Source organism: Paracoccus maritimus, assembly GCF_025195095.1.
GTDB lineage: Bacteria > Pseudomonadota > Alphaproteobacteria > Rhodobacterales > Rhodobacteraceae > Paracoccus > Paracoccus maritimus.
Map to the genome: position 1 here is coordinate 313,502 of NZ_JANAVZ010000004.1, position 11,925 is coordinate 325,426.

The 11,925-nt window shown below is 63.2% G+C and carries 10 protein-coding genes; 9 read left to right on the plus strand and 1 reads right to left on the minus strand.

Annotated features, from left to right (window positions below):
- Positions 1–5: 5 nt before the first annotated feature.
- Entirely contained in the window at positions 6–1,019 is a 1,014-nt protein-coding gene (locus tag MU516_RS09235; protein WP_260276937.1) for a LacI family DNA-binding transcriptional regulator, read from the minus strand.
- A gap of 181 nt (positions 1,020–1,200) precedes the next feature.
- Here MU516_RS09235 and iolG point away from each other — a divergent pair, with 181 nt between their 5' ends.
- The 9 genes from iolG (at position 1,201) to iolB (ending at position 11,902) form a co-directional block, all read left to right on the plus strand.
- Positions 1,201–2,193: an inositol 2-dehydrogenase gene (iolG, locus tag MU516_RS09240; RefSeq protein WP_260276938.1), complete on the plus strand. Its 993-nt coding sequence runs from the start codon at positions 1,201–1,203 to the stop codon at positions 2,191–2,193.
- A gap of 132 nt (positions 2,194–2,325) precedes the next feature.
- Positions 2,326–3,246: a sugar ABC transporter substrate-binding protein gene (locus tag MU516_RS09245; RefSeq protein ID WP_425606839.1), complete on the plus strand. Its 921-nt coding sequence runs from the start codon at positions 2,326–2,328 to the stop codon at positions 3,244–3,246.
- A gap of 58 nt (positions 3,247–3,304) precedes the next feature.
- Entirely contained in the window at positions 3,305–4,411 is a 1,107-nt protein-coding gene (locus MU516_RS09250; protein WP_260276939.1) for an ABC transporter permease, read from the plus strand.
- A 1-nt stretch (position 4,412) separates the two neighbouring features.
- Positions 4,413–5,192 (plus strand): ATP-binding cassette domain-containing protein, encoded by a 780-nt coding sequence (locus MU516_RS09255; protein WP_209055557.1) that lies wholly within the window; start codon positions 4,413–4,415, stop codon positions 5,190–5,192.
- 68 nt (positions 5,193–5,260) lie between these two features.
- Complete coding sequence (locus MU516_RS09260; protein ID WP_260276940.1) at positions 5,261–6,391, plus strand: Gfo/Idh/MocA family protein; 1,131 nt, start codon at positions 5,261–5,263, stop codon at positions 6,389–6,391.
- Entirely contained in the window at positions 6,378–8,297 is a 1,920-nt protein-coding gene (locus tag MU516_RS09265; protein WP_260276941.1) for a bifunctional 5-dehydro-2-deoxygluconokinase/5-dehydro-2-deoxyphosphogluconate aldolase, read from the plus strand. The genes MU516_RS09260 and MU516_RS09265 overlap by 14 nt, the downstream gene beginning before the upstream one ends.
- 56 nt (positions 8,298–8,353) lie before the next feature.
- A complete protein-coding gene (gene iolD / locus MU516_RS09270; RefSeq protein WP_260276942.1) occupies positions 8,354–10,192 on the plus strand; it encodes a 3D-(3,5/4)-trihydroxycyclohexane-1,2-dione acylhydrolase (decyclizing) in 1,839 nt (612 codons plus the stop codon).
- Between the two features lie 7 nt (positions 10,193–10,199).
- Complete coding sequence (gene iolE / locus MU516_RS09275) at positions 10,200–11,096, plus strand: myo-inosose-2 dehydratase (protein ID WP_260276943.1); 897 nt, start codon at positions 10,200–10,202, stop codon at positions 11,094–11,096.
- 11 nt (positions 11,097–11,107) lie between these two features.
- A complete protein-coding gene (gene iolB / locus MU516_RS09280; protein WP_260276944.1) occupies positions 11,108–11,902 on the plus strand; it encodes a 5-deoxy-glucuronate isomerase in 795 nt (264 codons plus the stop codon).
- The last annotated feature ends 23 nt before the right edge of the window (positions 11,903–11,925 follow it).

Sequence of the window (11,925 nt, forward strand, 5' to 3'; positions counted from 1 at the left end):
CTGATTCAGGCGCTATCTCTAACCACCATCGAACCGAGAAACTTGCGATCCAGATTGGTCGTGTCGGGGCTTTCGAGCACATCGACCAGATAGTTGGACATCTGGGTAAGCGGCTGACGATAGGTTGTCAGACGATAGTTCGGACTTTCGGCCTGGGGCACGTCGTCGAACCCGATCACGGCGATATCTTCCGGAACACGCAAGCCAAGCCGGTGCCGGATCGTATCGACGACCCCAAGCGCAAGTGCGTCGTTCTCGCACACGATGACATCCGGCAGACTGGCGGCGTCACGCCCCTGCAACGCCTCAAGCGCCACTTTCTCGGCAAGCATCGCATCGTATCTGGCAACCGAAACGCTGTCCGGCACCACACCGAAACGGTCCTGCCAGATCGTCGCGAATGTTTCCTTGCGCAGCAGGTGCGCGGAAACCGTCTCTGGCCCCGCCACGTATAGCGGGCGGCGATAGCCCTTCTGGATCACATAATGCGCGATCTCGCGTGTGGCGGCCTCATCGTCGACGGCGATCGAAATGGTGTTGGGGTTCTGCGAAGTACGGGCAAAAATGATCAGCTTCTTGAAGCGGCGGGCGCCAAGTGCCGTCGCCAGAACTTCGTCGTCGAACTGAATCCCGATCAGGATCGTCGCGTCCACGCGGCGCTGGCTGGCATTCATCAACGCCGGCGCCGTGTCCTCGCGGTCCAGAGTGTTGACCAGCAGCGTATCCCACCCCCGACTGCGCAGCGCACGGGTCAGACGTTCCAACATCACCAGCTTGTGGGGATTGGCGAAGTCATCGACCAGCAGCGCGACAAGGTTCGATCGCGTGGAGGCCAGGGCCGCCGCACTGAGATCGGGCACATAGCCCAGTGACTGCGCCGCCGTGATGACCCTGGCCCGCGTCTTGGGCGAGATCGAAGCATCTTTCTTGAACGCCCGATTGACGGTCCAGCGCGAAACCCCGGCTGCCACGGCAACATCATCGGCGGTGACATTGTCGAAGCTGTCTGGTTTCGGCACGGCGCACATCCTGTTCACGATTGGCGGCCCATTCAAGCCGGTCTCGGTCAGCATAGCTGCGCAAGCGGCCGAATGCACCCCTAATGCACGCGCGTGCAAAAACTGTTTGCACGCGCGTGCAAATCATGTATCCCTATCGTCGCAAGCGCAGGAAACAGCGCCGCAGATTCGGGAGGTGAAGATGCTGAGGGTAGGATTGCTGGGCGCGGGCAGGATCGGTCAGGTTCATGCAGTGAACATCGCCGGAAACGCCCGTTCGTCACTGGTCGCGGTGTCGGATGTCGACCAGAACGCCGCCAGCAGACTGGCCTCAACCCATTCGGCAGAGGCGCGCAGTTCCGAACAGATCCTGGCGGATCGGGATATCGACGCCGTGCTGATTGCGACGTCAACGGACACGCATTCCGGCCTGATCGAAGCCGCCGCCCGCGCGGGCAAGGCTGTGCTGTGCGAGAAGCCCGTGGATCTGTCGCTGGAACGCGCCCGGCAATGCCTGAGCAGCGTCGCAGACACCGGCGTGCCGATCATGATCGGGTTCAATCGCCGTTTCGATCCGAACTTCGCGACCCTGAAAGCCTCCATGTCGCGGGGCGAGATCGGCAACCCGGAACTCTTGTCCCTGACCTCGTTCGACCCTGCCCCGCCGCCGCTGGCCTATATCAAGGTGTCGGGCGGCTTGTTCCGCGACATGATGATCCACGATTTCGACATGGCCAACTTTCTGATGGGGGAAACGCCGATTGCGGTGCGCGCCGTGGGCAGCAGTGTTGTGAACCCGGAAATCGGCGCCGCCGGCGATGTCGATACGGCTGTCGTCACGCTGACATACGCCGATGGCCGGATTGCGGTCATCAAGAACAGCCGTCGCGCCGTTTACGGATATGACCAGCGGGTCGAAGTACTGGGATCGGACGGGCTGCTGCAGGCCGGAAACATGCTTGAAAACACCGTCATCAGATCGACGGCGGATGGCGTCGTCTCGGGCAAGCCCACCTATTTCTTCCTTGAACGCTACATGCCCGCCTATGCCGCCGAGTGGGACGCATTCCTGGCCGCAACGCTGGACGGGTCAGATATCCCGGTGACGCTGCAGGACGGAATCACGGCACTTGCTCTGGCCGAAGCCGCAACGGAATCGGCCAGAACCGGCCAGGCTGTCGCGATGGAGGAATAGCCGCGACCGAGATGTCGCCGCCCCGGAGGAGCGGGTGCGTCGACCTTCACGGCATTCGGCTGGCTGCCATGCCGGAAGACCAGCAGCGACAATCATGTTCGCTGCGCAAACAACCCAAAGGGAGGGGAAATCATGAAGACAGTTCTAGCCTCGATTGCCACCGCGACGACATTGGCAGCAATGCCTGTCGCGGCCGCCGACATCATTGTCGTGGCCCACGGACAGGCGAATGATCCGTTCTGGTCGGTCGTCAAGAACGGCGTCCAGAAAGCGGGCGAGCACACCGGCGCGAATGTCGAATTCCGTTCGCCCGAAACCTTCGACATGGTTCAGATGAGCCAGTTGATCGACGCCGCGGTGAACCAGGAACCCGACGGACTGGTGGTATCGATCCCAGACGCAGACGCGCTTGGTCCCTCGATCCAGCGCGCGGTCGATGCGGGCATCCCGGTCATTTCGATGAACTCGGGCGGCGATGTGGCCAGGGATCTGGGCGCATTGCTGCATGTCGGCCAGTCCGAATACGACGCCGGCAAGGCCGCCGGAGAGAAGCTGGCCGAAATGGGTGGCTCCAAGGGCATCTGCGTCAATCAGGAGGTCGGCAACGTCTCGCTGGATCAGCGTTGCGCAGGTTTCGCCGAAGGCTTCGGCAACGAGGTCGATGTGGTTCCGACCATGAACGACCCGACCGAAGTGCAGTCCAAGGTTCGGGCGGCGCTGGAATCCGATCCCGATGTCGATACCGTTCTGGGCCTTTCCGCACCGCTGGTGGGCGAACCTGCCGTGGCTGCCGTGAAGGCCCTTGGCCGCGATGACGTCCTTATCGCCACCTTCGATCTGTCGGCAGGTTTCCTGCAAGCCGTCGCCGATGGCGATGCGGCCTTCGCCATCGACCAGCAGCAGTTCCTGCAGGGCTATCTGCCGGTCACCTTCCTGGCACTGAATGCCGAATACGGGCTGGTGCCTGGCGGTGACGTGCCGTCAGGCCCGAACCTGGTCACCCAAGATGCTGCGGCGCAGGTCATCGACCTGTCGGCGCAAGGCATTCGCTGACACCTGAATAGCAGGGTCGCGCGCTTCCGCGCGGCCCCCGTCCGAACCGGAGGTGATCATGTCTGCAGATAATCTCTTGCAGCAGGATGAGCGCGTGCGCGCGGAGTCCCTTGCGACCAAACTGATGAAGAAGCCCGAACTGGGCGCGATCGGCGGCGTGGTGCTGGTGACGTTGTTCTTTCTGTCCACGGCGGACGGAGCGATGTTCACGCTGTCGGGCATCATGAACTTCATGACGCCAGCCGCACAGTTGGGAATACTGGGCATTGCGGCCGCAATGCTGATGATCGGCGGAGAGTTCGACCTGTCGATCGGCTCGATGGTGGCCTTCGCGGGCATGATCTTTGGCGTGCTGACCGTCAATCTGGGACTGCCGCTGATCTTCGCGATCCCGCTGACGATGTCCTTCGCCGCATGCATCGGCGCGCTGAACGGCGCCATCGTGCTGCGCACAGGGTTGCCGTCCTTCATCGTCACGCTTGCGGGGCTATTCATCCTGCGCGGCGCGGCGCTGGTGGGATTGAAGCTGTTCACGGGCGGTTCCACGCAGTTGCGCGGCATTCGCGACGCGGTCGAGGGCGACTGGCTTGCTCCGATCTTTTCGGGCGATGCCTTTACCGGGCTGTTCGGATGGCTAGCCGGTATCGGCGTGATCGACAGCTTCGATTCCGGCATGCCCAAAGTGCCGGGCATCCCGGTGGAGATCATATGGTTTGTCGTCTTCGCCCTGGTCGCAACCTATGTCCTGGTCCGCACGCCGGTCGGCAACTGGATCTTCGCAACGGGTGGCGACACCAATGCGGCCAAGAATTCGGGTGTGCCCGTTCGCAGCGTCAAGATCTCGTTGTTCATGCTGACGGCCTGCGCCGCGTCGATGGTGGCGATCATCACCGTGATCGATGCGGGTTCTACTGATGCCCGGCGCGGTTTCATGAAGGAATTCGAGGCAATCATCACCGCCGTGATCGGAGGCTGTCTGCTGACCGGCGGATACGGCTCGGCCATCGGCGCATTCTTCGGCGCGATCATCTTCGGCATGGTCACGATCGGGCTGACCTACACGAATTTCGATCAGGACTGGTTCCAGATCTTCCTGGGCGGGATGCTGCTGCTGGCGGTCGTGTTCAACAACGTCATCCGCAAGCGCGTGACGGGAGAACGGTAAGATGACCCAACCGATCATCCACATGGAAAACATCACCAAGCACTTTGGCAACGTCATCGCGCTGAACGGGGTGACCTTCGACGTGACCCCCGGCGAATGCCACTGCCTTCTGGGCGACAACGGCGCCGGGAAATCGACCTTCATCAAGACCATGTCGGGCGTGCACAAGCCGACCTCGGGCGAGATCTTCTTCGAAGGCAAGCCCCTGTCCTTTGCCAGCCCGCGCGAGGCGATGGAGGCCGGCATCGCCACCGTCTTCCAGGATCTGGCGATGATCCCGCTGATGTCGGTGACGCGCAACTTCTTCATGGGTCGCGAACCGACCAAGGGCCGCGGCCTGACCAAGCGCCTGGATATCGAACGCGCCAATCAGATCACGATGGAAGAGATGCGCAAGATGGGCATCAATCTTCGCGCGCCCGATCAGGCCGTAGGCACGCTGTCGGGCGGTGAACGCCAGACAGTCGCCATCGCCCGCGCGGTCCATTTCGGGGCCAAGGTGCTGATCCTTGACGAACCGACAAGCGCGCTTGGCGTGCGCCAGACCTCGAACGTGCTGTCGACCATCGCGAGGGTGCGCGAACAGGGCGTGGGCGTTGTGTTCATCAGCCACAATGTCCGACACGCGCTGGCCGTGGGTGACCGGTTTACCGTGCTGAACCGGGGCCAGACCCTGGGCACGGCGGTCAGGGGCGAGATCACGTCGTCCGAACTGCAGGATCTGATGGCCGGAGGTCAGGAGATGGCCCAGTTGGAAGGCTCGCTTGGCGGCACGGTCTAGGACTTGCGGGCAAGCGGCCTTGCTGGCCGCCTGCCCTGTTTGATCACGACATCCGAAGGCACGGGAACATGGTTCACGGAACTGACAAATCGCTTGGCGTGGCCCTGATCGGAACGGGGTTCATGGGCAAGTGCCACGCTATGGCATGGCGGAATGTGGCGACTGTCTTTGGCGGCGTGCCTCCGACGCTGGAATTGCTGGTCGACATGCCCGACCGCGCGCAGAAGCTGGCCTGGCAATTCGGATTTGCCCGCGCCACCGATGATTGGCAGGCCGCCGTCACGGACGACGCCGTCGATGTCGTGTCGATCACTACGCCCAACGGCCTGCACCGTCAGATGGCCGAGGCGGCGCTGCGAGCGGGTAAGCATGTATGGCTGGAAAAACCGATGGCGCTGACCTTGGGCGATGCGCGGTCGATGGCGGATCTGGCTGCCGCGCATCCCGAACAGGTGACGCTTCTGGGCTACAACTACCTGCGCAACCCGGCCTTTCAGGCCGCGCAGCAGATGATCCGGGCGGGCGCGATCGGCCGGCTGCTGGCCTTCCGCGGTGTCTATGACGAGGATTACTGCGCCGACCCGGATCTGCCATGGTCTTGGCGCATGACGCACAAGGATGGCGGACTGGGCGCGCTTGGCGATCTGGGCTGCCATTTGGTCAGCGTGATGACCGCGCTGATGGGGCCCGTGGCAGAGGTCACGGCAATGACCCAGATCTCCATCCCCGCGCGGCCGTCAGCCGAGGGGCCACGCCCGGTCGAGAACGAGGACAGCGCCTTGGCACTGATCCGATTTGCCAGCGGGGCGCAGGGATCCTTCGCCACCTCACGCGTGGCACGCGGGCGGAAATGTCGCCTGCAATGGGAAATTCACGGCAGCGATGGCACGATTGTTTTCGATCAGGAACACATGAACGAATTATGGGTGCACTGCAGCGGTGAAGCAGGCTTCGTCCGCCATGTCAGCGGGCCGCAGCAGCCCGATTTCGCCCAGTTCTGCCCTGCACCGGGACACGGGTTCGGGTTCAACGAACAGAAGGTCATCGAATGCCGCGACCTGATCCGCGCCATCCGCGAAGGCCGGCCCGCGACACCGGACTTCGCGCAAGGCTTGCAGATCGAACGCATTATCCACGCAATGGCGCAATCGAACGGACGCGCCATTCGGATCGAGGAGGAAAGCCATGCAGCCGCTTGACGTGATCACCATCGGCCGTGCGGGTGTCGATCTCTATGGGGATCAGGTCGGCGGGCGGCTTGAGGATATGGGATCCTTCTCGAAATATATCGGCGGGTCTCCGACCAACATGGCTTGCGGCACGGCGCGGCTAGGATTGCGGTCGGGGCTGATCACGCGGGTGGGCGACGAGCATATGGGCCGCTTCATCCGCGAGGAACTGATCCGTCATGGCGTGGACGTGACCGGAGTCGCCACCGATCCCGACCGGCTGACAGCACTGGTGATCCTGGGTATCCGGGACGAAGACAGCTTTCCGCTGATCTTCTATCGCGAGAATTGCGCCGACATGGCCCTGTGCGAGGACGACATAGACCCGGACTATATCGGCCGATCTCGCAGCGTGGTGGCGACGGGGACCCACCTCAGCCATCCGCGCACCGAGGCCGCCGTGCTGAAAGCGCTGCGAATTGCCCGCGACAAGGGCGTGCAAACCGCGCTGGACATCGATTACCGCCCCAATCTGTGGGGCGTGGCCGGGCATGGCGACGGCGAAAGCCGCTTTGTCGAAAGCGCGAAGGTAACGTCGAAACTTCAGGAAAGCCTGCATTACTTCGACCTGATCGTGGGCACGGAAGAAGAGTTTCACATCGCCGGCGGCAGCACCGACACCATCGCAGCCTTGCGCGCGGTGCGCGCGGTCTCGGACGCGGTGCTTGTCTGCAAGCGTGGCCCGATGGGCGCGGTTGCATTCAGTGGCACCATCCCGGACAGCTTGGACGCTGGCGAATCCGGACCCGGGTTCCCGATAGAGGTGTTCAACGTTCTGGGCGCGGGCGACGGCTTCATGTCGGGCCTGCTGAAGGGCTGGCTGGACGGCGAGGACTGGCCCACCGCGCTGACATACGCCAATGCCTGCGGAGCCTTCGCAGTCAGCCGCCACGGCTGCACGCCCGCCTATCCAAGCCTTGCAGAACTGCGGTTCTTTATGGATCGCGGTGTGGTGCGCCCCGATCTGCGCAACGATGCGGAACTGGAACAGATCCACTGGGCCACCAATCGCCACAGCCGGAACACCGGCGACTGGTCCGAAATGCGGGTCTTTGCTTTCGACCACCGCATCCAGTTGGAGGAAATGCCCGGCTACAACAAGGCAAAGGGCAGCGCCTTCAAGGAATTGTGCCTGAATGCTGCGCTGCGTGTCGCGGATGGGCGCACCGGTTACGGCATTCTGTGCGATGATCGCATCGGACGAACGGCACTGCATCGCGCAAGCGGCTCGGGCCTGTGGATCGGACGGCCCTGCGAATGGCCAGGTTCGCGCCCGCTGGATCTGGAACCCGATCTCGGGACGGATTGCGGCGGACTGCAATCCTGGGCGCGAGAGAACGTGGTCAAGGTTCTGTGCTTTTGCCATCCGGACGACGACGATGGCATGCGCGTGCATCAGGAATGGAAGGTGAAGCAGTTGTTCACTGCCGCGCGCCGCAACGGTCTGGAATTCCTGCTCGAGGTGATCCCCTCGAAGGTTGGACCGGTTGACGACACGACCACCGCCACGCTGATCCGACAGTTCTATGCAGCGGGGATCTGGCCCGACTGGTGGAAGCTGGAACCGATGACGACCCGCGCCGGCTGGTCCGACGCCATCGCCGCGATCGAGGAACATGACCGCCACACGCGCGGGATCGTGGTGCTGGGTCTGGACGCCCCCGAAACCGAATTACAGGCCAGCTTCGAAATCGCAGCAGGTTTCGATCTGGTTCGTGGCTTCGCCGTGGGCCGCACGATCTTCGGTTCCGTGGCGCGTGACTGGATGCAGGGCCGGATCGCTGATGATGATGCCGTGGACCAGATGGCCCGCCGCTATGCGCGCCTGTGCGAGATCTGGGACAAGGCAAGGAAGGCCGCGCATGCGACGAGCTGAAGAACCTGCCGGCGGCAGCAGCCGGGGTGTTGGAATAAGGAAGATGAGGCCGAGCGATGGGTGAAACGATCAGGTTGACCGCGGCGCAGGCGATGGTGCGCTGGCTGTCGGTGCAGATGGCCGAGGATGATCAGCGGTTCATCGAGGGCGTCTGGGCCATTTTCGGTCACGGCAATGTGGCCGGGCTGGGCGAGGCGCTGCAAGGGGTCGGTGACGCCCTTCCGACCTGGCGCGGCCAGAACGAACAGACCATGGCGCATGCAGCCATTGCCTTTGCCAAGGGGCATGCGCGACGCCGGGCGCAGGCGATCACCACATCGATCGGACCGGGTGCCACCAATGCGGTTACGGCGGCGGCGCTGGCGCATGTGAACCGGCTGCCCCTGCTGATCATAGCTGGCGACGTCTTTGCCAATCGCCGGCCCGATCCGGTGCTGCAGCAGATCGAGGATTTCGACGACGGCACGCTGTCCGCGAATGACTGCTTTCGCCCGGTCGTCCGGTATTTCGACCGTATCACCCGCCCAGAACATCTGCTGACCGCCCTGCCGCGCGCGATGCGGGTGATGACCGATCCGGCGAATTGCGGCCCGGTTTGCCTGTCCTTCTGCCAGGATGTGCAGGCCGAGACCCATGATTGGCCCGACGCGTTCTTCCAGCGGCGCGTCTGGCGCATCCGCCGGCCCGAACCCGACGCACAGGAACTGGCCGAGGTTACGGAGCTGATACGTGCCGCAAGCGCGCCGGTGATCGTCGCAGGCGGTGGTGTCGTCTACTCGGGTGCCGAACAGGCCCTGGCCGACTTCGCGACCCGCCACAACGTCCCAGTCATCGAGACGCAGGCGGGCAAGTCGGCTTTGGCACAGGCTCATCCGATGAATTTCGGGGCTGCGGGCGTGGATGGTTCAGCCGCTGCCAATGCCGCCGCCAGTGCGGCCGATCTGGTGATTGCGCTTGGCACACGCCTGCAGGATTTCACCACCGGTTCGCGCACGCTGTTCGGCGATGCCCGGATCGCGGCGATCAATGTACAGCCCTATGACGCGGCCAAGCACGGCGCGGCAAGCCTTGTGGCCGATGCGCGCGTGGCGCTGGAAAAACTGTCAGAAAAGCTTGGCGGCTATCGCGCGGAAAACGCCGATGCCAATGCACGCACCTCGTGGCTGGAGGCGGTCGATGCCCATTGCGCGGCACCGCCCGAAGGCAACGAGTTGCCTACCGACGCGCAGGTGATCGGGGCCGTTCAGCGCGCCACCGGCGAGGACGCGATCGCCATGTGCGCCGCCGGCACCATGCCCGGCGCGTTGAAACTGCTGTGGCAACCCAGCCAGGGCGGCTATCACATGGAATACGGGTTCAGCTGCATGGGCTACGAGATCGCAGGCGCGATGGGGCTGAAGCTTGCGCGGCCCGACCGCGAGGTGATCTGCTTTGTCGGCGATGGCAGCTACATGATGGCCAACAGCGAGTTGGCCACCGCAGTCATGCGGCGCGTGCCCTTTACCGTCGTGCTGACCGATAATCGCGGCTTCGGCTGCATCAACCGTCTGCAACAAGGCTGCGGAGGCGAGCAGTTCAACAATCTTTACAAGGATTGCAATGTCGAGGTGCAACCGCAGATCGACTTTGTCGCCCACGCTACCAGCATGGGTGCGCATGCGGTCAAGGCCAGTGGCATCGCGGATCTCGAAACACAGATCGCCGCCGCACGCGACCGCGAGATCCCGACCGTGATCGTGATCGACACCACCGCCGCGACCGGTCCGGGCGACGGGTTGAAGGGTGCAGGCCATTTCTGGGATGTCGCCGTTCCCGCCGAAGGTGGCACCGAAAAACTGAAACAAACCTATGCGCGCTATCTGCAGCAGATCGCGCGCCAGGTGACCGTGAATTGAGGCAGGAATGATCCAGTTTGGCACCAACCCGATTGCCTGGGCCAACGACGACGACCAGACGATCGGCGCCGATATCCCGACCCAGAGTATCCTTGAAGAGGCTGGCCATCTGATCGGCTTTGACGGGATCGAGAATGGTCATCGCTGGCCGCAGGATGATCCGCAGGCGCTGAAGGAACTGCTGGCCAGGTATGGCCTGACCTTCGTGTCCGGCTGGCATTCGATGCATCTTTTGGCGCATTCGGTCGAGGATGAGAAGCAGGCGATCCAGACGCATCTGGACAAGCTGAAGCACAATGGCTGCAAGGTGTGCATCGCCTGCGAGACCTCGAACAGCATCCAGGGCCAGAACCTGCCGCTGAGCGCACGCCCAGTGCTCGACGTTCAGGGCATGAAGGATTTCGGCGCCAAGGTCGAAGAAATCGCGCGATACTGCGAAGATCAGGGCATCGCGCTGGTCTATCACCACCACATGGGCACGGTCGTGCAGTCGCCCGATGATATCGATGCCTTCATGGACGCGACCGGACCGGCGACCAAGCTGCTGTTCGATGCCGGGCATTGCTATTTCGGCGGCGGCGATCCGGCCGAAATTCTGGCCCGTCACGTCGCCCGCGTCGCGCATTTCCACGCCAAGAATGTGCGCCCCGCGATCCGCGCACGGGTCGAGGCCGAGGGCCTGTCCTTCATGGACGGCGTGCGCGCGGGCGTCTTCACCGTGCCCGGCGACCAGGAAGGCGGGATCGATTTCGAACCGCTGCTGAGCATCCTGAAGGGCCATGGCTATGACGGCTGGATCGTGATCGAGGCCGAACAGGACCCCGATCAGCGCAACCCGTTGCTGTATCAGACGCTTGGCCTGCACACGCTGAAGCGGATCGCCCGCGAAACCGGACTGATCTGAAAGGAAAGCCGATGCCCGATCTTCTGAAACGCCCCTTCGGCACCCATGGCAAGGTTCATCAGATAACCCCGGAAAGCGCGGGCTGGCGCTACGTCGGGTTCGACCTGATCCGCCTGCGCGCGGGCGAAAGCTGGTCCGAACCCACGGGCGGATGCGAAATCATCATGGTCATTGTCGAGGGTCGCGCCAGGGTCACCGCCGCTGGTCGGGACTGGGGTGAACTGGGCCAGCGGATGAATGTCTTTGAAAAGACGCCGCCGCATTGCCTGTATGTTCCCAACGGCCAGGACTGGTCGCTGGAAACCACCACCGACGCGACCATCGCGATCTGCAAGGCGCCGGGACGCGGCGGTCATCAGGCGCGGCGGATCGGGCCGCATGGGATTACCTTGATCCAGCGGGGCGAAGGCACGAATGCGCGCTTCATCAACAATATCGCGATGGAGGCCGAGGATTTCTGCGACAGCCTGCTGGTGACCGAGGTGTTCACCCCGGCAGGCAACTGGTCATCCTATCCCAGCCACCGCCATGACGAGGATGATTTCCCCCGCATCACATATCTTGAGGAAACCTATTACCACCGCCTGAACCCGGCCGATGGCTTTGGTATCCAGCGCGTCTATACCGACGATCTGTCGCTGAACGAAACCATGGCAGTCCATGACGGCGACGTCGTCTGCGTCCCGCGTGGCCACCATCCCTGCGGCGCCCCCCACGGGTTCGAGATGTATTACCTGAACGTGATGGCGGGTCCGCGCCGGAACTGGCGCTTCGTCCCCGCGCCCGAAGTCGAACATCTGATGTAGCGCCGCCCTGCCCCCGTTTGCCG

Coding starts and splice junctions, on each gene's coding strand:
- iolE (WP_260276943.1), top strand. CDS start 10,200: ATGATCCAGTTTGGCACCAACCCGATTGCCTGGGCCAACGACGACGAC.
- iolD (WP_260276942.1), top strand. CDS start 8,354: ATGGGTGAAACGATCAGGTTGACCGCGGCGCAGGCGATGGTGCGCTGG.
- MU516_RS09250 (WP_260276939.1), top strand. CDS start 3,305: ATGTCTGCAGATAATCTCTTGCAGCAGGATGAGCGCGTGCGCGCGGAG.
- iolB (WP_260276944.1), top strand. CDS start 11,108: ATGCCCGATCTTCTGAAACGCCCCTTCGGCACCCATGGCAAGGTTCAT.
- iolG (WP_260276938.1), top strand. CDS start 1,201: ATGCTGAGGGTAGGATTGCTGGGCGCGGGCAGGATCGGTCAGGTTCAT.
- MU516_RS09260 (WP_260276940.1), top strand. CDS start 5,261: ATGGTTCACGGAACTGACAAATCGCTTGGCGTGGCCCTGATCGGAACG.
- MU516_RS09265 (WP_260276941.1), top strand. CDS start 6,378: ATGCAGCCGCTTGACGTGATCACCATCGGCCGTGCGGGTGTCGATCTC.
- MU516_RS09255 (WP_209055557.1), top strand. CDS start 4,413: ATGACCCAACCGATCATCCACATGGAAAACATCACCAAGCACTTTGGC.
- MU516_RS09245 (WP_425606839.1), top strand. CDS start 2,326: ATGAAGACAGTTCTAGCCTCGATTGCCACCGCGACGACATTGGCAGCA.